Source organism: Micromonospora sp. NPDC057141, assembly GCF_042670805.1.
GTDB lineage: Bacteria > Actinomycetota > Actinomycetes > Mycobacteriales > Micromonosporaceae > Micromonospora.
On the sequence record NZ_JBHUVA010000100.1, the window covers coordinates 1 to 20,565 of the forward strand.

Annotated in this window: 14 protein-coding genes; 6 read left to right on the forward strand and 8 right to left on the reverse strand. The window is 72.3% G+C overall.

Features of this window, described 5'->3' with window-relative positions:
• On the reverse strand, window positions 1–524 hold a 524-nt coding region (locus ACFT41_RS29380; RefSeq protein ID WP_377614055.1), incomplete at its 3' end, for an SRPBCC family protein.
• Between the two features lie 125 nt (window positions 525–649).
• Between ACFT41_RS29380 and ACFT41_RS29385 the strand changes: the two genes are divergently transcribed.
• A complete protein-coding gene (locus ACFT41_RS29385; protein WP_377588846.1) occupies window positions 650–1,156 on the forward strand; it encodes a winged helix-turn-helix domain-containing protein in 507 nt (168 codons plus the stop codon).
• A 100-nt stretch (window positions 1,157–1,256) separates the two neighbouring features.
• Here the strand turns inward: ACFT41_RS29385 and ACFT41_RS29390 are convergent, their stop codons facing one another.
• Window positions 1,257–5,657: a S8 family serine peptidase gene (locus ACFT41_RS29390; protein ID WP_377614056.1), complete on the reverse strand. Its 4,401-nt coding sequence runs from the start codon at window positions 5,655–5,657 to the stop codon at window positions 1,257–1,259.
• Window positions 5,658–5,947: 290 nt separating this feature from the next.
• Between ACFT41_RS29390 and ACFT41_RS29395 the strand changes: the two genes are divergently transcribed.
• From ACFT41_RS29395 to ACFT41_RS29405, 3 genes are read left to right on the forward strand one after another with little or no spacing between them, the layout of a single operon-like run.
• A complete protein-coding gene (locus ACFT41_RS29395) occupies window positions 5,948–6,490 on the forward strand; it encodes a winged helix-turn-helix domain-containing protein (protein ID WP_377588844.1) in 543 nt (180 codons plus the stop codon).
• Between the two features lie 33 nt (window positions 6,491–6,523).
• Window positions 6,524–9,181, forward strand: a complete 2,658-nt coding sequence (locus ACFT41_RS29400) for a helix-turn-helix transcriptional regulator (protein WP_377588843.1) — start codon at window positions 6,524–6,526, stop codon at window positions 9,179–9,181.
• 30 nt (window positions 9,182–9,211) lie between these two features.
• Window positions 9,212–10,156 (forward strand): BTAD domain-containing putative transcriptional regulator, encoded by a 945-nt coding sequence (locus tag ACFT41_RS29405; protein WP_377588842.1) that lies wholly within the window; start codon window positions 9,212–9,214, stop codon window positions 10,154–10,156.
• Here ACFT41_RS29405 and ACFT41_RS29410 read toward each other — a convergent pair.
• The gene (locus ACFT41_RS29410; RefSeq protein WP_377588841.1) at window positions 10,078–11,358 is read right to left on the reverse strand and encodes a S1 family peptidase; all 1,281 of its coding nucleotides are present in this window, start codon (window positions 11,356–11,358) and stop codon (window positions 10,078–10,080) included. The genes ACFT41_RS29405 and ACFT41_RS29410 overlap by 79 nt on opposite strands.
• 147 nt (window positions 11,359–11,505) lie before the next feature.
• Window positions 11,506–12,141, reverse strand: coding sequence for a M23 family metallopeptidase (locus ACFT41_RS29415; protein ID WP_377588840.1), 636 nt, complete (start codon window positions 12,139–12,141; stop codon window positions 11,506–11,508).
• Window positions 12,142–12,602: 461 nt separating this feature from the next.
• Between ACFT41_RS29415 and ACFT41_RS29420 the strand changes: the two genes are divergently transcribed.
• On the forward strand, window positions 12,603–14,294 hold the full coding sequence (locus ACFT41_RS29420) for a family 43 glycosylhydrolase (RefSeq protein ID WP_377588848.1): 1,692 nt from the start codon (window positions 12,603–12,605) through the stop codon (window positions 14,292–14,294).
• 44 nt (window positions 14,295–14,338) lie between these two features.
• Here ACFT41_RS29420 and ACFT41_RS29425 read toward each other — a convergent pair whose 3' ends face one another.
• The 4 genes from ACFT41_RS29425 to ACFT41_RS29440 all read right to left on the reverse strand — a co-directional run bounded on the left by ACFT41_RS29425 (window position 14,339) and on the right by ACFT41_RS29440 (window position 18,600).
• Window positions 14,339–15,328 (reverse strand): LacI family DNA-binding transcriptional regulator, encoded by a 990-nt coding sequence (locus ACFT41_RS29425; protein WP_377588839.1) that lies wholly within the window; start codon window positions 15,326–15,328, stop codon window positions 14,339–14,341.
• 98 nt (window positions 15,329–15,426) lie between these two features.
• On the reverse strand, window positions 15,427–16,266 hold the full coding sequence (locus ACFT41_RS29430) for a carbohydrate ABC transporter permease (protein ID WP_377588838.1): 840 nt from the start codon (window positions 16,264–16,266) through the stop codon (window positions 15,427–15,429).
• Complete coding sequence (locus tag ACFT41_RS29435) at window positions 16,263–17,255, reverse strand: carbohydrate ABC transporter permease (RefSeq protein WP_377588837.1); 993 nt, start codon at window positions 17,253–17,255, stop codon at window positions 16,263–16,265. Before ACFT41_RS29435 ends, ACFT41_RS29430 begins: the two co-directional genes overlap by 4 nt.
• Window positions 17,256–17,301: 46 nt before the next feature.
• Entirely contained in the window at window positions 17,302–18,600 is a 1,299-nt protein-coding gene (locus tag ACFT41_RS29440) for an extracellular solute-binding protein (protein WP_377588836.1), read from the reverse strand.
• 248 nt (window positions 18,601–18,848) lie between these two features.
• Between ACFT41_RS29440 and ACFT41_RS29445 the strand changes: the two genes are divergently transcribed.
• Window positions 18,849–20,474: a glycoside hydrolase family 43 protein gene (locus ACFT41_RS29445; protein WP_377588835.1), complete on the forward strand. Its 1,626-nt coding sequence runs from the start codon at window positions 18,849–18,851 to the stop codon at window positions 20,472–20,474.
• The last annotated feature ends 91 nt before the right edge of the window (window positions 20,475–20,565 follow it).

Below are 20,565 nucleotides of genomic sequence, written 5' to 3' on the forward strand. Positions count from 1 at the left end.
GGACCCGCAGCGTCGCGGGTCCGCGACGACGGCGCGGGTCCGCCCGTGGGCCACCCGGTCGCCATGCGGCGGGTCAGCTCCGCCGCCCGATACGCGGCGACCTCGCGCGCCTTCGCCGCCACGAACCGCCGCAGCGGCACCGGCGCAGCGGCGGTCACCTGCTCCCGGACCCGGGTGCCGCCCGCCACGGCGGCCAGGTCCACCACCGCCCGCAGCGACACCCAGCCGGGGCTGTGCACCTCGCTGACCAGTTGCTCGCCCGGCCGCGTCGCCACCATCCGTACCCGGATCGGGTTGTCCCAGCGCACCGGCCCGACCAGCCGGAAGCGCTCGACGGCGACGTAGTGGGCCACGGCGCGGCCATGCACGTCGTGGCTCGTCCGCACGTCGCGGACCGCCACGATCAGCGGCGACAGGCCGACGTAGCTGAACGGGTCGGACAGGTGGTGGTACACCTCGTCCGGCGGCGCCGCGACGACGCAGGTCGTCTCGAACGCGACCGGTGGTTTCCGGGCCTCGGGCACGCCGACATCCTGCCATGCCCGTCCCCGGCCGGCGGCCACCGTCGGGAGAGGACGTTGCCGCAGGCATCGACGCACATTATTCTGTCAACGCCACCCCGCGAACGGATGGACCGGGAGGGCGGAGGATGAACGGGAGACCCTCCCTGGCCATCGGCATCGCTTCCTCGGCGGCGCACCGCCGGCGCCTCGCCGAGTTGTTCGGCGGGTCCGCGGCCGTCCTGATCGTCTCCAGCGTCGACCAGGCGCGGCGGTTCCTCGGCGTTCCCTGCGAGCCCTCCGCCCCGCCAGCCCCGCCCGCCGAGGCGGCGGCCCCCCGGATGGTGGTCGCCGCCGACGCGCCAGCGGCGACCGCGCTGAGCATCGACTCCGATCGCCGGGTGCTGCGCTGGCGCAACCGCGAGATCGGCCTGACCCCACTGGAGCACGACCTGCTGCGCTGCCTGGTGGGCACGCCCGGGCACACCTGGACCCACCGGCGGCTGCACCGCGAGGTCTGGGGCACCGAACGCCTGGGCCGCGGCTCCGACCTGCACTCGGTGGTGCGCAGGGTGCGGCGCAAGCTGGCCCGGCTGGGCGTACCGGCGACGATCGACGCGGTCCGGGGGGTCGGCTTCCGGCTGGCGGTGGCCTGACCCCTCCGGCACCCGGCCGGCCGGGCCGCCCCGAGGACACCCGTGGCCCGCCCGGTCGTGCGACCGGGCGGGCCGGGGCTGTCCCGTCAGCTGTCGACGGTCAGCAGCGGATCGGCGCCAACGCGAAGTTCTCCACGGTGGGCGTACTGGTGTTGATCTTCGTCTGCCGGGTCTGCGGCTTCCAGTCGTCCTTGGCGACGATCATCGTCAGCGGATTGTTCCGCTTGTCCAGCCAGTAGGCGTACCGGCCCTGGGCATCGGTGGCGAACGTCCACGACATCGCCCACGAGTCGACCTGGACCACCGCCCCGGCGATCGGCGCACCGACGCCCTGGCAGCTCGTCCCGGTCACCGTGCCCAGCAGCTTGCCCCAGGTCTTCGGCGGCTGCGCGGTCATCGTGACCGGCACCGGCGCGACCGCGTACGGGGTGTTCTCGGTGATCACCACCGACGCCGTGTACGTGCCCGGCTGGTCGACGGTGGCCGCGATCCCGACGGTGACCGTGACCTTCTCGCCCGGCGCCAGCGTGGCCGCGGTCTTGTCGATCGTCAGCCAGCTGACGTCCGCGGCAGCCTCGGCGCACTCGCCGAAGCCGGGCAGTGCCTCGCTGTCGGCCGTCGCGGTGAAGCCGCCCGAGGAGCCGCCGACCTTGTAGAAGCCGCACGCCGCGCCGCCCCGGTACCGGGCGGTGTTGGCGTTCGGCAGGGCCGACCACGAGTTGCTCGCCGGCTCGTAGGCGAAGCCGGCGTTGGTGATCGCCCCGCCCTGCGAGCCGCCGACGACCAGCAGCTTGCCGTTGGCCACGGCGAACGAGCTGGCCCAGTTGTCGGCCGGCGCGTCGGCGATCGCGGTCCAGGTGTTGGTGGCCGGGTCGAAGGCGTAGCCGGCCTTCTGCGCGACGGACCCGTCGTTGCCGCCGGTGCAGTAGACGACACCGTCGATGCCGCCGCAGGACAGGAACGCCACCGCCTTCGGGTAGTCGGGCAGCGTCTCCCACGTGTCGCTGGCCGGGTCGTACCGGACGACGTCGTTCGACATCGGCGTGCAGTTCGCCGTCGTGCAGCCCGCGACCGCGTACAGCTTGCCGTCGGCGACGGCCTGTCCGGCGGCGGACCGGGGCGCGGGGTTGTCCGCCTTCTTCGTCCAGGTGTTGGCTGCCGGGTCGTACGACCAGGTGGCGGCGTCCGGGCCGGACGCCCCCCAGCCGCCGGTCACGATGATCTTCCCGTCGACGACGCCGGCCGTGACGGCGTTGCGCGCGCCGGGCAGGTCGGCGATCGCCGTCCAGGTCTGGGCGATCGGGTCGTAGGCGTAGTTCTTCGCCGACGACGCCGTGCCGTTGCCGCCGGCGATCGAATACACCTTGCCGTCCAGGCTGACCACCCGGTTGTCCATCACGGTGGCCGGGAAGTCGGTGACGTCCGCCCAGGGCGCGGCCTGCGGGCCGGCCGGGGCGGGGGCCGCCGCGGCGGCCTTGCCGGACGCCCGCGCGGCCAGCGACGTGGCGGCGGTGAGCCGCTGCTCCGGGGCCCCGTCGGCGGCCAGGATCTGCCGCTGGGTGAGCCGGGAACCGTCGGCCCGCAGCAGCTCGAACCCGCCGTTGCGCTCACCGAAGCGGACGTCGACGGGGGCCCCGCCCGTGTTGGTCACCGTGAAGGTCTTGGCGACGGTGCCGGTGGGCATCCGCACCGTGCCGCTGACCGCCGCCGGCTGCACCGTCAGCCGACCCGCAGCGAGCTTGAACGTCGCGGCGGTGGCCCAGTCTGCCTCGACGGTGACCTTCTTGCCCTGGCTGACATAGCCGCCGGCCTTGGCGGTGAACCGGTGCGCGCCGGTCAGCGAGGAGAACAGCCAGTAGAAGCCGTCGGGCAGCTCGGTGTCGTCGGGGGTGGCCACCGTGGTGGTCGTCTGCGCCGGCCGGTCGTCGCTGGTGACGGTCGCGCCGTTGACGTACCCGTTGTCGTTGGCGTCGCGGACGTGGCCGAGCACCAGGCCGCCGTCGGTCGGCGCGCAGGTGACCTCGCTGCCGATCAGCACGTTGTCGACCTGCCACCACCACTCCCAGGTGGCGTCGTAGTAGTGGAACCGGACCTGGACCCGGGACTCGCCCGCGGCCTGCGGAATCGCGATCTCGGTCACCTTGGGCCCGCGCACGTCCGCCGCCTGGCGCAGCACGTTGGTCCAGGTCTCGCCGCCGTCGACGCTGAGGTCGACGTCGGCACGCTCGGCGCTGACCCAGTTGAGGTCCTGGTTGAACCGGATCACCGGCGCGGCGACGGCGGTCAGGTCGACGACCGGGCTGACCAGCGAGGTGTCCTGCTTCCCGCCGCTGCCGTAGTCGTCGCTGTCGACGATCGCGAAGCCGCCGGTGCCGCCGGTGAGGTTGCCCCGGTCACCCGCGTCGGTGAACCGCCACCCCTGGCCGGTGCCGGCGTCGTCCACGACCGACCAGCCGGCCGGGGCGCGGTCGCCGTCGAAGGTCTCGTAGACCCCGTCGGAGCCGTACCCGTAGCCGGGCGCGGCGGTGCAGGCGGCCGGGTCCACGGCGACGGCGACGTTCTGGGTCTTGTTGCCGGAGCCGACCACGACGTCGTGGGTCACGGTCGGGTAGCCCGGGTACTGCGGCTCCACCTTCAGCTTGTACGTCGCCGAGGAGGGCAGGGTGAGGCTGTATCGGCCGTTGCCGGGCGTGGTGTAGTCGGACACCGGCAGGCCCTCGACGCTGACCTTCGCGTACAGCGGCCAGCCGTGGCCGGAGCCGTCGGTGACCGAGCCGCTGACGGTGACCGACGGCACCGCCGTCAGGGCGACGTCGAGCGTCGTGGTCGCGGCGGCGCGGACCGTGGCGGGCAGGGACCGGGCGGCGTAGCCGAACGCGGTCACGGTGACCTGGTAGTCGCCGGCGGGCAGCAGCGACGAGTACGTGCCGTCGGCGCCGGTGGTGAGCTGCCGGGCGGCCGGGCCGGTGAGGGCCACCGTGGCGCCGGGGACCGGGTCGCCGGTGGCCGCGTCGGTGACCGTGCCCGCGAGGGTGCCGGTCTCCCCGATCGGGGCGGCGTCGAGCAGCGCGAGGGCGTCGAGGCGGCCCTCGCCGTACACGTTGTTGTCGTCGGCCGTGCCGCCGCACTGGGCATCGGCGGTGTCGATCGCCGAGTCGTCCAGCAGGGCGCGGGTGGCCGCGACGTCGCCGACCAGCGCGGGCGCCGCCGACCACAGCAGCGCGACCGTGCCCGCGAGGTGCGGCGAGGCCATGGACGTGCCGCTGAGGCTGCCGTAGCCGCCCCCGGGGATGCTGGAGCGGACGTTCACGCCGGGCGCGGAGATGTCGGGCTTGACGGCGCCGCCCTGGCCGGCGCCCCGGGCGGAGAAGCTGGCGATGGTGTTGTTGACGTCGTACGCGCCGGTGGAGTAGTTGCTGGACCGGCTGCCCGGTGAGCCGCTGGTCTGGCAGGACGGGCCGCTGTTGCCGTTGGACCAGGCGCCGAAGATGCCCGACGCGGCCCAGGCCAGCGTGACGTCCTCCATGAACGGGTCGTTGGAGGGCGTCCGGGTGCCCCACGAGTTGTTGATGACGTGGGGCCGCCTGCCGGCGTCGGGGTGCTCGCCGGCGAGGTCGGTAGGCTCGAGCATCCACTGGCCGGAGGCGATCAGCGCGGCGTCGGTCGGGCAGCAGCCGTTGGCCGCGATCCACCGGACGCCGGGCGCGACGCCGATCTGGTTGGCGCCGTCGGCGCCGGCCATCGTGCCCATCGTGTGGGTGCCGTGGCCGTCGCCGTCGCAGGGCGCGGCGGCGCAGTCGCCGGCGGCGTCGAACCAGTTGTAGTTGTGGTCGAAGGTGCCGTCGCCGTTGTTGCCCCGGTAGGACTTCACCAGCGCCGGGTGGTCGAACTGCACGCCCGAGTCGATGCTCGCCACCGTGATGCCGGCGCCGGTGACGCCGTAGCGCGACCAGACGTCGTCGGCGTTGATGTTGGCGATGCCCCACTCCAGGGCGTTGGCCGCCTTCTCGTCGGTGCCCTTCGTGACCTCGGGCGGCTGGTAGGCGACCGGCGCGTGGACGCCGTCGACCTCGGCGTGCGCGGCGAGGCTCTGCGCCAGCGCCAGGGAGCCGCTGCTGACCTTGATGGCGTTGGTCGCCCAGAAGCTCTGGTACTTCGCGCCCGCCCCGTCGAGCTCGGCGCGCACCTTGACCTGGCTCTCGGCGGCGGTGCGGCGCAGCGCGTCCGCCACGGCGGCGCCCCGCTTCGTCCAGTCGGTGATCGCGCCGGCCCTGCTCAGGTCCGCCCGGGCACCGAAGTGGATCCAGAAGTCGCTCTCGGTCTTGGTCTGGAGCCGCTCGACCAGCTCGGGCCGGATCTTGTCCGCGGGCGCGGGCGTCCCGCCCGGCGCGGCCTGCGCCCCGGAACCGGTCGTGGCCAGGGCCGTCGCCGCGAGGGCGAGCGCCGCCCCGGCGCTCACCAGGCGCCTGGCCAGGCCCCTGGGGTGTGGACGTCTCAGCATCGGTGGGCCTCCTGCAGAACGACCCGCGGTTGGTCGAGCCGTGACAGGGGTACAACGACCGAGTCTCCCCTCTGGACGCACCGGTACGTGCAGCCCCCAGGCCCCCAGGCGCCGTGCGGGTCACGCCGGCCGCCTGTGGGGCAACTATGATCGACAAAGATGAAGGATCAAGCACGCTACGTGAGCAACTCGTCGCTAAGAGCCGCTCGCCCGGCGGCGGCGCCTGACAGTCGTTGTCACGGCGCTGACAGAGTCGGGCAGGGGCCACCGGTCGCGTCCTGGCGGACGCGGTGAGCGGCGGCGACGACAGCGCGTCGCCGGGCCCCCTCGACGAGGCGGGGCCGACGATCCCGCTGGTGATCGCGGTGACGCCGTCGGCAGCCGAACGGATCCGGCTCGCCGAGCGCCTCGACGGCATCGCGCCCCTGCTGCTGGTGGCCGACCTCGACGAGTTGCGCCGGCTGATCGCGGTGCCGTCCACGCGGGAGGCCACCGGGCAACCGGCCGCCGATGCGGGTCCGGACGACACGCTGCGGATCGACTCGGCCCGTTCGACCGCCCGCTGCGGGGAGCGCGAGGTCTTCCTCACCCGGCTCGAACGCGACCTGCTGGCCCACCTGACCAGCGAACCGGTCCGGGTCTGGAGCTACGCGGAGCTGCACCGGACGGTCTGGCACGACGAGGAGCGGCAGCGTACGGCCGACGTGCAGTCCCTGGTGAAGCGGCTGCGCCGCAAGCTCGACCAGCTCGGCACCGGCGTCACCGTCGTCGCGGTACGGGGGGTCGGGTTCCGGCTGACCGACCACCGGCGGCCCCGGGTCGACGGCGGGTGAGGCCACAGCCGTGGCGGTGCAGGATGGGGGGACATGGCCGAGCTCGTCGGGCGGGACGACCAGATCAGCATGCTCAGGGATCTGCTCACCCACGCGGTCGAAGGGCGGGGCGGCGCGCTGGTGTTGCGGGGCGAGGCCGGGATCGGCAAGTCGGCACTGCTGGAGCACCTGGTCCGGGCCGGGCACGAGCGCGGGACGCGCGTACTGAGCGTGACCGGTGTGCAGGCGGAGGGGCAGATTCCGTACGCCGGGCTCGACCGGCTGCTCCGTCCGCTGCGTCCCGCTCCGATGGCGGCGGATTCGCCGTACCGCCGGGCCGTTGAGGTGTTGCACCTGCTCGGCGAACCGGAGCAGCCCGCATTGCTCGCGGTCGACGACGCGCACTGGCTGGACGCCGCGACCTGGGAGACTCTGACGTTCCTCTGCCGGCGGGTCGGGTCGGACCCGATCGCCGTGGTCATGGCGGCGCGCGACGGCGAGGACATCGACCGGCGGCTCGCCAGGGCCGGGCTACCCGAACTGCGGCTGGAACCGCTGCACCCGGCAGACGCCGGCAGGCTGCTGGAGCGGACCGCGCCCCGGTTGACCCAGCGGCTGCGCGCCTTGGTGCTGGACGAGGCCGCCGGAAACCCCCTGGGCGTCGTGGAACTCGGGGCCTCGGTCGCGCGGCTCGGCGGTTCCGCGCTGTTGCCGTCGTCGCTGCCGCTGAGTACGCGGGTGGAACGGACCTTCGCCGGCCTGGTCGCCGACCTGCCACCGTCGACCCGGAGTCTGCTGCTGATCGCGGCGCTGAACGACGGCACAAGCCTGGACGAGATCCTGGCGGCCGCCGCGATCCTGGTCGACGCCGACGTCCCCACGGAGGCGATCCAGCCGGCCGTGACGGCCCGCCTGGTCGCCGTCGACGAGCGGTACGAGGTGCGGTTCCGGCACCCGCTGCTCCGCTCGGCGCTGCGTCAGCAGGCCGCGCCCGCCGACCGCCGCCGCGTGCACGCGGCGCTGGCCGAGGTGCTGTCCGCCGCCCCGGACCGCCAGATCTGGCACCGGGCCTCGGCCGCGTCGGGACCGGACGAGGCGCTGGCCCGGGAACTCACCGACGTGGCCAGCGCCGCCGCGCAGCGTCAGGCGCCGCTCGCGCTGGCCGCGATCAGCCGGGCCGTCCAGCTCAGCCAGGACCCGGCTGCGCGCGGCAGCCGGCAGGTCCGGAGCTGTCTCCTGGCACACGAGCAGGGCGACCCGCACACCGTGCGGCGACTGATCCACGAGGTCGACGAGAACGCCCTGCGGCCGGCCGACCGCGCTCGGCTGACCTGGATGCGCGAGACGTACCTTTCGGTCGCCTGGTCCGGTCCCGAGCGGATGCTGACCTACGCCGACCTGATCGACGCGATGCGCCGCGACGGCGACCCCGACCTCGCCCTCCAGGCGATGAACGACCTCGCGCTCCGCGTCTACTACTCCAACCTGCCGGCCCACATCCGCGACCGGTTCACCGAGGTCACGCTCGCGCTCGGCTCCGCCGACGACGACCCGCGACTGGCCGGAATCCTCCTGCTGGTCGCACCGGTCGAGCACGGTGCCGCCGCGCTGCGGCGGCTGGAGCACCTGGTGCACCGGGTGGACCTGCCACCGACGCTGCGCAGCGACCTGTCGATCGCCGCCTGGGCCATCGGCGCGTTCGACCTCGCCGGGACGCTCGCGCTGTCCGCCGCGGCCGACCTGCGCGCACAGGGCCGGATCGGTGTCCTCTCCCAGGCGCTCAACGCAGCCGCGTCGGCGTACGCGGCCCTGGGCGACACCCGGGCCGCCCTGCCGCTGGCCGCCGAGTGCATCTCCCTGGCGGAGGAGACCGGGCTGCCGATGTGGGCGCTGGGCGGCGGACTCACCCTGGGCCTGGTCGAGGCGCTGCGTGGCGACGTCGCCGCCGCCCACCGCCGGGCCGAGGCCGCCGAGCAGCGTCTCTCCGCCGCCCGGCGACTGCCGATGCTGGCCCTCGTGCAGCGCATCCGGGGCGTCGCCGCGCTCGCCGACGGCCACGCGGATGACGCGTTCCGGCAACTCATGCGGGTCTTCGACCCGGCGGACAGCGCCTACTTCCCCCACCACCGGCTGCTCGTGCTCGGGCACCTGGCCGAGGCGGCCCTGCTCGGCGGCTTCCAGGACGAGCTGCGCCCCGTGGTCGCCGACCTGGAGCCCATCGCCGCCCGAAGCGGCTCGCCCTCGTTGCGGGTCGGCCTCGGCTATGCCCGCGCGGTGCTCAGCGGGGACTACCAGACCGCACTGGCCGAGGACCTGACCGGCTGGCCGTTCGACCGGGCCCGCCTACAGCTCGCGCACGGCACATCGCTGCGGCGCTCCCACCGGATCACGGAAAGCCGGCCGCCGCTGCGGGCCGCCGCGGCCACCTTCGACGCGCTCGGTGCCACCCCGTGGGCCGACCGGGCCCGGTCGGAACTGCGGGCCACGGGTGAGACGCGCCGTAGACCGTTGGACGCCCTGACCGCCCTCACCCCACAGGAGCAGCAGATCGCCCGGCTGGCCGCGGAAGGGCTGAGCAACCGCGAGATCGGCGCGCAACTGTTCCTGTCACCGCGGACGGTCAGCACCCACCTGTACCGGATCTATCCGAAGGTCCATGTCAGGTCACGCGCGGGACTGGCCCGGGTCATTACGTCATCCGACGTACGTTGAGCGCCCGTCCCGCTACCTATCGTCGTACCCATGGCTGTTTCGGAAAGTGTCGATCCGTGCCGGCCGGCGATCCACCTGCGGATCCTCGGCCCGCTACGGGTCCGGCGGGGCGGTGCCGAGGCGGACGCGGGGCCTCCCCAGCAACAGTGCCTGCTGGCGCTCCTGCTCGCGCGGGAAGGACACCCGGTCAGCGTCAACGAGCTGATCGATCTGCTCTGGGGCCCGGACGCGCCACCGAGCGCGGTGAACACCATCCACAAATACGTCGGCGCACTCCGCCGCCTGCTCGAACCCGGCCTGCCGCCGCGCACCCCGGGCGCGTACCTGACCCGGCACGGCCACGGGTACCGCTTCGCCGCCGGGCCGGACGCACTCGACCTCGTGCTGTTCCGGCGGATCGTCGCCGAGGCGAAGGCGTACGCGCGACGCGGCGAACCCGACGCGGCGCTCGGCCGCTACACCGCGGCGCTGCGGCTCGGCCACGGCCCTGCCGGCGACGGCCTGTCCGGCACGCCGGCGGCCCGGGCCACGTTCGCCCGCCTCGACGGCGAGTTCGCAGCCGCCGTCCTCGACGCCGCCGAGATCGCGGTCCGGCTGCGCCGCCCGTCGATGGTGCTGGCGCCGCTGCGGCGCGCGGCAGAGTTGGACCCGCTCGACGAGCGCGTCCAGGCGGGCCTGGTGACGACGCTCGCCGCCGCCGGCCGCCAGGCCGAGGCCCTGGCGGCGTACCGCTCGATCCGCGAGCGGCTCGCCGACGAGTTGGGCATCGACCCGGGACCGGACCTGCGGGAGGCGCACCGGCGGGTGCTGACCCAGGCCGGGCCGCCGACCCGCAGGGTCGTAGCCAGGCGGAGGCGCTGGCTACGACCCTCCCGCCGGTCGGCGGAGCCGGTCGATCAGGCGGCCGAGTTCACGTTGAACGTGATACCGGAGTACGAGCGTGCGGAGTCGAAGACCTTCGACAGCGGCGAGTAGTACGACCGCGTGGTGCAGGTGCCGTTGGAGTTGGTGCCGCCGTGCAGGATGCCGTAGGCCATGTGGTCGACCTCGCTGAAGAGCGGGCCGCCGCTGTCCCCGTCCTGCGTGCAGATGTCCGTGATCATTCCGCCGTCCTTCGTGAGGACCGTGCCGCACCTCGTGTTGTTGGACGTCTGACCGGTGTGGCAGGCCACCCAGCCGACCCCGATCTGGGAATAGCTGTACATCCCGTAGATCGGGAACTGCGCGCTCACCCGCGAGTTGAACACCGTGTTGCGGGGATTCACCACCCAGTACGTGACGTACTGGAAGCCGTTCATCACCACGTACGGCATGATGATGCCGTCGTAGGGGTAGTCCTGGCCGACGTAGGTCGGATAGTTGTAGCGGCCGACCCACAGGCCCGCGTGCTTGGAGTAGTAGGCCTTCCCGTCCTCGCTGCAGTGCCCCGCCGTGACCGTGTACTGCCAGCCGTCCGAGCCGTGCACGTTGAAGCCGTTGGTGCAGGTCCACTTCGGGTTCTTGTTGTAGTCGAACATGTCCAGCGTCAGTCCGCCGCGTATCGGCGCCTCACAGTTACGGATCGCGCAGGCCTGCGGGGTGGGGGTCGGCGAGTCGACCACCGTGACGCCCAGGTCGTCGGCCAGCGCGAGCCGGCCGGCCGAGCCACGTACGGCGGCCGCCGCCTGATGGTGCAGTTCCACCCGGTTGTGCCGCGGGTTGATCACCGGCTCCTGCTCGGGCGTGAGCCCCAGCCGGGCACTGACGTCTCTGGCCCTGGCCTCAAGGTCCTTGAGGGAGTGCCGCACCCCGACGACACGGATGTGCCGCCGGTCCGGGATCGCGCCCAGTGCGGGGGCCAGTTTCCCGGCGGCGGTGCTGGCGACGAACAGCACGCCCCCGTTGTCCTGGTCGATCCAGGAACCCGCGAAGGTGTCGGCATGGTCCCGGGCAAGCACGTCCTGCAACGCGGCCGCGGTCCGCTGCAGTTCGAGCCGGCGTACCGCCTCCGTGGTGCTGACGCCGTAGGTCCTGGTCAGATAGTCGACCGAGCCGGCGACGTTCGCCGGTTGCACCGGCGCCAGCGTGGCCAGCCGGATGACGGGGGCGGCCACCGCCGCCTCGGAAACGGTGAGAGATCCGGCGGCGACGATCAGGCTGACCGCCGCGGCCAGCCTCCAGTTCGTTCCTCTTCGCACCTGAGTCGCGTCCCTTCGCCTCGTGACGCGCTTTCGCGTCTGTGCCGTAGACGCTGTCAGGCGGCTGTTGACGCGAACTGGACGGTGAGTGGACGGCCGGATGCGTCCACAGTGGTCGGCCTCGGGCGTCGATGTGAGCAGGCGACGCTACGGCTGCCCGGGCGCGCAGTTGTTGCTCTTCCGGGTGACCGTGTATTCGGTGTCGTCGTTGGTGATCCCCGACGGCTCGCCGTCGAAGTGGGTCTCGACCTTCTCCCAGCCCCGGCGCTGCTCGTAGTGCAGGTGCGGCGCGCCGGAGTTGCCGGTGCTGCCGACCCGCCCGATCTGCTCGCCCTGGGCGACCCGCTGGCCCTCCCGGACCAGCGGCGGTTCGAGCAGGTGCAGGTACTGCGTCTCCCACCGGCCGCCGTGGTCGATCTTCACCCAGTACCCGCCGCCCCGGCCGCGCGGGCCGTCCGGGTTCTCGGGGGTACGACCACCCAGCGACCCGTTGATCCCCGCCACCGTCACCGTGCCGGCGTAGGAGGCGAGCACCGGCCGACCCCATGCCTCGCCCCGCTTGGGGAACAGGTCGACGTCGTAGTCGTCGTGCCCCGGATAGGTGCCGAGCTGCCACGTCTCGCCGCAGGCGACGGGGAGTTGGAACAGCGGGCGCGGGCCCGGTGGCCGCAGGAACTGCCAGGCGACCACGGCGACGGCGACGAGCACGGCGACCGCCCCGAGCGCGAGGACGGCGCGGGCACCCCGGCGGCGCGGGCGTCTGGTGGGGCGGCCGGTCGTCATCGTGCCGAGCATGGCAGACCCCGGCAACACTTCGGGCCCCGGGCCCCGGTGCCGGGCGCGATCGATCATCAGGACATCGATCCCCGTCTTGTCCGTGTTAACGGTAACAAGTATCCTGCCTCTCAGGAGCGAAGGGCACGCTCCGCCGCTGCCACCGGGATCGCCGATCCGTGGGCGGCAGAGCCGGAGCAACAGCCGGGAGCCGGGCACGTCCGGCGTCCACGTGGACGCCAGGCCCGCTCCGACCCCGTGATGTCGCACGCCCCACCAGGGCCGACCACGCCGCCGAACCCCCGGGCGGGCACCGGTCGACCCACGCATTCGCTCACGCACCCACCCCCGGGCAGACACCTGTTCCAGGTGCGCTGTCCCCGCCTCGGGAGGTACCTGTGAAAACTCCGACCGGCACCAGAATCAGACGCGGCGTCGCCTGGGTCGCGACCCTGCTCTGCGTCGCCACGCTGTTCGCCGCCCCGGCGCGGGCGGACAACCCGATCGTGCAGACCATCTACACCGCCGACCCCGCTCCGCTGGTGCACAACGGCCGGATCTACCTCTACACCGGCCACGACGAGGACGGCTCCACGTACTTCACGATGAAGGACTGGCGGGTGTTCTCCTCCGCCGACATGGTGAACTGGACCGACCACGGTTCCCCGATGAGCCTGGCCACCTTCTCCTGGGCCGAGGCCGACGCGTGGGCCGGCCACGTCGTCGCCCGCAACAACAAGTTCTACTGGTACGTCCCGGTGAAGCAGCGCGGCGGCGGCATGGTGATCGGGGTGGGCGTGGCCGACAGCCCCACCGGTCCGTTCCGCGACGCGATCGGCCGCCCCCTGGTCGGTAACGGGGAGATCGACCCGAACGTCATGATCGACGACGACGGGCAGGCGTACCTGTACTGGGGCAACCCCAACCTGTGGTACGTCAAGCTCAACGCGGACATGATCTCCTACTCGGGCAGCCCGACGAAGATCCCGCTGACCACGGCCGGGTTCGGCACCCGCACCGGCAACACCAGCCGCCCCACCCTCTACGAGGAGGGGCCCTGGGTCTACAAGCGCAACGGCATGTACTACAACGTGTTCGCCGCCGAGTGCTGCTCCGAGTTCATCGGCTACTCCACGGCCCCCGGCCCCACCGGCCCGTGGACCTATCGGGGAACGGTCATGCCCCGGCAGGGCGCCAGCTTCACCAACCACCCCGGCGTCATCGACTTCAACGGCGGGTCGTACTTCTTCTACCACAACGGGGCGCTGCCCGGCGGCGGCGGCTTCACCCGCTCCGTCGCCGTGGAGAAGTTCACCTACCACAGCGACGGCACCATCCCGACCATGAACATGACCACCACCGGCGCACCCCAGATCGGCACCCTCAACCCGTACGTCCGCCAGGAGGCCGAGACGATCGCCTGGTCCTCCGGCATCGAGACCGAAGCCACCAGCGAGGGCGGGATGAACGTCGGCTGGATCGAGAACGGCGACTACATCAAGGTCAAGGGCGTCGCGTTCGGCACCGGTGCGGCGTCGTTCAGCGCGCGGGTGGCCTCGGCGGCCAGCGGCGGCACGATCGAGCTGCGCCTGGGCAGTCCCACCGGCACCCGGGTGGGCGCCTGCGCCGTCCCCGGCACCGGCGGCTGGCAGACCTGGCAGACCGTCTCCTGCCCGGTGACCGGTGCGACCGGCACCCAGGACCTCTACCTGCGGTTCACCGGCGGCAGCGGCAACCTGTTCAACGTCAACTGGTGGCAGTTCGGCACCACCGGCAACCCGACGCCCACGCCCACCACCCCAGCCCCCACCACCCCGGCCCCCACCGCCACGCCGCCCACCACGCCGCCGGCCGGGCAGTCGTGCGGCGTCACGTACACGCAGGTCGGATCCTGGTCCGGCGGCTACGAGGGCCGGCTGACCATCGCCAACACCGGGGGCGCCGCCATCAGCGGCTGGCGGGTGACCTTCTCGCTGCCCACCGGGCAGTCCCTGTCGCAGGGCTGGAACGCGACGTTCGGCCAGCAGGGCAGCCAGGTGACCGTGACCAACGCCGCCTACAACGGCCAGTTGGCCGCAGGCGGCTCGACGACGGCCGGCTTCATCGCCTCCAGTAGCGGCAGCGCCCAGGCACCCACCAACATCACCTGCACGTCCTCCTGACCGGCGACGGTGACCGGGGGCGGGCCGACCAGGCCCACCCCCGGTCAGCGCGTACGGGACGGGGGCGCGACGCTGTCGCGCACGACGAGTTCGGTGGCGAGCTCCACGCGCGGGCTCTCGATCCGCTCGCCCCGGGCCAGTCGCAGCACGGTACGCGCGGCCAGCATGCCCATCTCCGCGAGCGGCTGCCGGACGGTGGTCAACGGCGGGGAGCACCACCGCACCTCGGGCAGGTCGTCGAAGCCCACCACGCTGACGTCGTCGGGCACCCGCAGGCCGCGCTTGCGGACCGCCTCGTAGACCCCGAGCGCCATCTGGTCGCTGGAGGCGAAGATCGCGGTCGGCGGGTCGGGCAGCGCGAGCAGCTGGGTGCCGGCGGCGTAGCCGGACTCGTGGTAGAAGTTGCCGGGCCGGATGAGGGCGTCGTCGACGGCGACGCCGACGGTGTCGAGCGCCGCCCGGTAGCCGTCCAGGCGGGCCCGGCTGCACATCAGCTGCGGCGGCCCGGCGATGAAGCCGATGCGGCGGTGACCGAGGCCGAGCAGGTACTGGTTGGCCTCCAGGCTGCCCGCCCAGTTGGTGGCGCCGATGGTGGGCGCCTCCTGCGGGGCGACCCCGGCGGGGTCGACGATCACCACGGGCAGGTTGAGCCGGCGCAGCTCGGCCTGCAACGGCGGCGCCACCATCGAGGTCACGAAGATCACCCCCTCGGTGGAGCGGGTCCGCATGTTGTCGAGCCACTGCTTGGCCGAGGAGGTGCGCTGGTGGATGGCCGAGACGACGGTGCCTGCACCGCTGCTGTGCGCCACGTCCTCCACCCCACGGATGATCTCCACCGCCCAGGGGCTGTCCAGGTCGTTGAAGACCAGGTCGACCAGAGCGGAGCTGACCTGTCGGCTCGGCGGGCGGCGGCGGTAGCCGTGCCGGGTCAGCAGTTCCTCGACGCGCTCCCGGGTCTGCGGTGCGACGTCGGAGCGGCCGTTGATGACGCGGGAGACCGTGGGCACGGAAACGCCGGCCAGACGCGCGATCATCGCGATGGTGACGTTTCGGCTACTGTCGGAGCCCACGGTCCGCCCTTTCGTCCTGGCTGTTGCCTACGGTCGCAGAAGGCTATCGCAGCGGGAGGGGATCACCCCTTGACACTGCCCGCCAGACCACCGACGAGCTGGCGTTCCGCCACCGCGTAGAAGGCGAGGGCCGGCACCATGGACAGCACCACGTAGGCGAGCACCCGGGCGGTGTCGTCGGAATACTGGCCCTGGAACGCCTGGACCCCGACGGGCAGGGTCCACCAGCTCTGGTCGGTGAACACGACCAGCGGGAGCATGAAGTTGTTCCAGCTGGTCACGAGCGCCAGCACCGACACGGTGGCCAGCGCGGGGCGGGCCATCGGCAGCAGGATCCGCCAGAAGAACCCGAACGGGCTGCACCCGTCGAGGATCGCGGCCTCCTCGACCTCGCCGGGGATGGTGCGGAAGAACTGGCGCAGGATGATGATGGTGATCGGCAGCCCGAAGGCGGCCTGGGGCAGGATCACCCCGAGGGGGTTGTCCAGCAGCTCCATGCCGCGCAGCAGCACGAACAGCGGCAGGATGGCCACCGCGAACGGGAACATCAGCCCGATGCCGAACAGGGTGGCCAGCAGCTCCCGCCCCCGGAAGGCGAAGCGCGCGAAGACGAACGCGGCCATCGCCGCCGCGGCGACCATGACGAACGTGCCGGTGACGGCGATGAGGACGCTGTTGCCGAGCTGCCGCCAGAACACCTCGGAGGCGAGGATGCCGGTGTAGTTGCCCGGCACCCACGGGTCGGGCCAGCCGAGGGGGTTGGTGGACAGTTGCCCGTTGTCCTTGAACCCGCCGAGCACCCCGAACCAGACCGGCACGACGATGAGCGTGCCGACGGCGATGCAGACGAGGTGCAGCACAATGCGGCGGGCCCGCAGGGCGGGATTCGCCGTGCTGGTCATCGGTGGTCTCCCTGGTTGGTGAGGGCACCCTCGGTGTCGCGGCGCATGACGACGCGCTGGTAGACGAGGGCGAACACGAGGCTCAGCAGGAACATGATGATGCTGATGGCGCTGGCGTAGCCGACCTCGAAGCGGCGGAAGCCGAACTGGAACATCGTCACGGCCATGGTCTCGGAGGCGTGGATGGGGCCGCCGCCGGTGAGCACCCACACCATGTCGAACAGCTGGATGGTGCCGATGACGGACAGGAAGATGCTGATCCGGATCGTCGGCCCGAGCAGGGGCAGGGTGATGTGCCGGAAGGACTGCCAGGGGCCGGCGCCGTCGGTGGTGGCGGCCTCGTGCAGCTCCTTCGGGATGCCCTGCCGGGCGGCCAGGAAGAGCATCATGTAGAGGCCGAAGTACTTCCACGAAACGATCATGAAGACGGCGAACAGCACGGTGTCCGGGTCGGCGAAGATCGTGCCGGCGTCGGAGCCCAGCCACCGGGTGATCGAGTCGCCCAGTCCCCGGTTCGGCGAGAAGACCAGGTTGAACAGGACGGCCGTGGTGACCTCGGAGAGCACGTACGGGGCGAAGAAGACCAGCCGGTAGACGCTGCGCCCCTTCAGCGGCTGGTTGAGCAGCATGGCCAGGCCCAGCGCGACGGGCAGCTGGACGGTCAGCGACAGCACGATCAGCACGAACCCGCGCCACAGGTCACCGCGGAAGGTCGGGTCGCCGAAGGCGCGGGTGTAGTTGTCCAACCCGACGAAGTTCTCCGGCAGGTTGAAGCCGTTCCACTTGTACAGGCTGGCGTAGCTGGCCACCGCGATGGGGGCGATGACCAGCAGCAGGAACAGCGCCAGGGCCGGGGTCAGGAAGGCGGCGAGGATGCCGCGGCGGCCCGACCGGGACCGTCGACCGCGCCGTCGCGCGGTGCCCGGCCCCGGCGGGTCGGTCGCCGGGTCGCCGCGCCTGCTGTCCGACACGGTCGATGGCCTGGTCATACGTGCTCCACTCGATTCTCGCAGCGGGCTACGGGTCGGGCCACGGCTACTGGCTCTTCGCCACCGCGGTGATGTCCTTGACGATCTGCGCGGACGTCTTGTTGCCGGCGATCAGTTCGGCGACGCTGTCGTTGACCTGCTGGCCGACGGCGGGCGGGTACGCCTGGTCGAGGTAGAGCTGGAAGCCGGTGGCGCTGGCCAGGGCCTGCGCGACGACCTTGCCGTTGGGATCCTCGATCGCGTCGGTCGCCTCCTTGACCGTCGGCAGCACCGCGCCCGTCTTGGCGGACCTGCGCTGACTGTCGGCGCTGAGCAGGGTCTTGAGGAAGTCGAGGGTCGCGGCCGGGGCATCCTTGCCGACGGCGAAGCCGTTGCCGCCGCCGAACACCTCGGTCGCCGCGCCCTTGCCGCCGTCGACGGCCGGGAACGGGAAGAAGCCGAGCTTGTCGCCGATGCCCTTCTTGCTGGTGGAGCTGGACGCCTGCACCGACGGGGCCCACTGCCCCATCAGCTCCAGCGCGGCGCCGCCGTTGCCCATGGTCGCGGCCTGCCCGTCCGGGGAGCCGTACTCGGCGCCGAGGAAGCCCTTCTGGAACGGCTGGAGGTCGACCAGTTCCTTGAGCCGGTCGCCGGCGGCGACGAAGTCGGGGGTGTCGAAGTTCTTGTCCTTGGCGGCCTGCTGGAGGGCGCCGAGCCCGCCGATGCGCATGGACAGGTAGGCCCAGTAGAAGTGGGCGGGCCACTTCTCCTTGCCGGCCAGCGCGACCGGGACGATGCCGGCGGCCTTGAGCTTGCGGACGGTGTCCAGCAGCCCGGCCCAGGTGGTGGGCGGCTCGGTGATCTGGGCCTTGGCGAAGAGGTCCTTGTTGTACCAGAAACCCACCATGCCGATGTCGAACGGCACGCCGTAGATCTTGCCGTCGATCGTGTAGGGCTCCAGCGCGAGGGGCAACAGGCCCCCGATCCACGGCTTCACGTCGTCGGTGATGTCCTTGACCAGGCCGGCGTCCGCCTGCTGCCGGAGCACCCCGCCGCCCCAGGACTGGAACAGGTCGGGCGGGGAACCGGCCTGGGTGGCGGTGGTCAGCTTGGCCTTGAACGCCTCGTTCTCCAACGGCTGGATCTCCACGGTGACGTTGGGGTGCGCGGTCTTGTACTCCTGGGCCACCGCCGCCCACACCGGCAGCATCGGCTCGGTGTTCTGGATGTGCCACCAGTCGATGGTCTGCGGCCCGTCCGGGTCGCCGGACCCGCCGTCGTCGTCGCTGCAGGCGCTGAGCAGGTAGGCGCCGGCACCGGCGCCGACGAGGCCGAGCAGCGTTCTGCGGGAGAGGTGCGCTGTCATGGTCCATCCCTTCGGGACTCACGAGGTGCTCGGGTGTGCATCGAGCCGGCACGACTCGACGTGTATCTCCGGAACTTCCAATGCTTCGCCGGTATTACCGATCGATGGCGGGCACGCTACGACGTCGCTTCTGTCCGGGTCAAGAGGTCTGTCCTAGCGCGACGCGAACGGCTACCGTGGTCGGCACCTACCGATAATCCGGGTCCGAGCATCCGGAAGTTACCGAGAGCCGCACCAGAGGAGCCGACGTGTCGACCGAGACCGCTGACGTGGCGACCGCTACCCGGTCGATCCGCAACCCCGTCCTTCCCGGGTTCCACCCGGACCCGTCGATCCTGCGGGTCGGCGACGACTACTACCTGGCCACCTCGACCTTCGAGTGGTATCCGGGGGTCCGCGTGCACCACTCCCGCGACCTCGTGCACTGGCGTCCGCTGGGCGGGATCCTCACCGAGCGTCGCCTGCTCGACCTGCGGGGCTGCGGCGACTCCAACGGGGTGTGGGCGCCTGACCTGACCTGGCACGACGGCGAGTTCTTCCTCGTCTACAGCGACGTCGCCAGCTTCGCCAGCGGCTACTGGGACCCGCAGAACTACCTCATCACCGCGCCCGACATCGCCGGCCCCTGGTCGGATCCCGTGCAGCTGCACGGGCGCGGCTTCGACGCGTCGCTGTTCCACGACGACGACGGCACCACCTGGATGCTGAGCATGCGCGCCGACTGGCGGCCCGGTCGCGACCGCTTCGCCGGCATCGAGATCCAGCGCTACGACCGCGCCGAGCGCCGCCTCGTCGGCCGCCCCCGGCTGCTGTTCACCGGCACCTCGGTCGGCCTCACCGAGGGCCCGCACCTCTACCGCCACGACGGCTGGTACTGGCTGATCACCGCCGAGGGGGGCACGAGCTGGGAGCACCAGGTCACCGTGGCCCGCTCCCGCGAGCTGCTGGGGCCGTACGAGGTGGACCCGGCAGGGCCGCTGCTGACCTCGGTGGGCCGGCCCGAGCTGCCGCTGCAGAAGGCCGGCCACGGCAGCCTGGTGCGCACCCCGCACGGCGAGTGGTACCTGGCGCACCTGGTCGGCCGCCCCTACACCCCGCTGGGCAACTGCGTGCTCGGCCGGGAGACCGCCATCCAACGGGTCGAGTGGCCCTCCGGCGGCTGGCCGGGCATCCCCGGCGGCGTACCGGCGGAAGAGGTGGCCGCGCCCGGCCTGCCCGCTCATCCGTGGCCGGCCGAGCCCGCCACCGACCACTTCGACGCCGCCGAGCTGGGCCCGTCCTGGTCGACGCTGCGCCGGCCCGCCAGCACCGACTGGGTCGACCTGCGCAGCCGCCCGTCGCACCTGCGCATCCACGGCGGACAGTCGCCGGTGGGCCGACAGGCGCCCAGCCTGGTCGCGCGCCGCGTCGGCGCCACGCACTGCTCCCTGGAGGCCGTCGTCGAGTTCGACCCGGTCGACCACTACCAGCTCGCCGGGGTCACCGCCTACTACAACACCCTCAACTGGCACCACCTCTACCTGACCCGCGCCGACGACGGCCGGCGGGTGCTGGAGCTGCTCAGCTCCGACAGCGGGCGGCGCACGCCGTACCCCGAACTCACCGTCGACGCCCCCGCAACGGGCCCGATCGGCCTGCGGGCCGAGTTCGACGGGCCCGTGGTGCGCTTCTGGTACGACCTCGGCGACGGCTGGCGGCGGCTCCCGGTGGAGCTGGACGCGACGATCCTGTCCGACGAGCACGCCGCGCTGATCATCGATGGCGAGCCGGCGGCGTGGGGCTTCACCGGGTCCCTGCTCGGGCTGTGGGTGCAGGACCTCGGCGGCGACGGCGGCCACGCGGACTTCGACCTGGCCAGCTATCGGGAACACTGACTGTGAGGCTAGCCGTGTCGGCCCGGAAGGTGATGGGCTGATGCCTGGTGGCAGTAGATGTGACTCTAACCCTGACTGGCTTTGTGCCTTT

Coding starts and splice junctions, on each gene's coding strand:
- ACFT41_RS29385 (WP_377588846.1), top strand. CDS start 650: ATGAACGGGAGACCCTCCCTGGCCATCGGCATCGCTTCCTCGGCGGCG.
- ACFT41_RS29390 (WP_377614056.1), bottom strand. CDS start 5,657: ATGCTGAGACGTCCACACCCCAGGGGCCTGGCCAGGCGCCTGGTGAGC.
- ACFT41_RS29400 (WP_377588843.1), top strand. CDS start 6,524: ATGGCCGAGCTCGTCGGGCGGGACGACCAGATCAGCATGCTCAGGGAT.
- ACFT41_RS29405 (WP_377588842.1), top strand. CDS start 9,212: ATGGCTGTTTCGGAAAGTGTCGATCCGTGCCGGCCGGCGATCCACCTG.
- ACFT41_RS29415 (WP_377588840.1), bottom strand. CDS start 12,141: ATGACGACCGGCCGCCCCACCAGACGCCCGCGCCGCCGGGGTGCCCGC.
- ACFT41_RS29425 (WP_377588839.1), bottom strand. CDS start 15,328: ATGATCGCGCGTCTGGCCGGCGTTTCCGTGCCCACGGTCTCCCGCGTC.
- ACFT41_RS29430 (WP_377588838.1), bottom strand. CDS start 16,266: ATGACCAGCACGGCGAATCCCGCCCTGCGGGCCCGCCGCATTGTGCTG.
- ACFT41_RS29435 (WP_377588837.1), bottom strand. CDS start 17,255: ATGACCAGGCCATCGACCGTGTCGGACAGCAGGCGCGGCGACCCGGCG.
- ACFT41_RS29440 (WP_377588836.1), bottom strand. CDS start 18,600: ATGACAGCGCACCTCTCCCGCAGAACGCTGCTCGGCCTCGTCGGCGCC.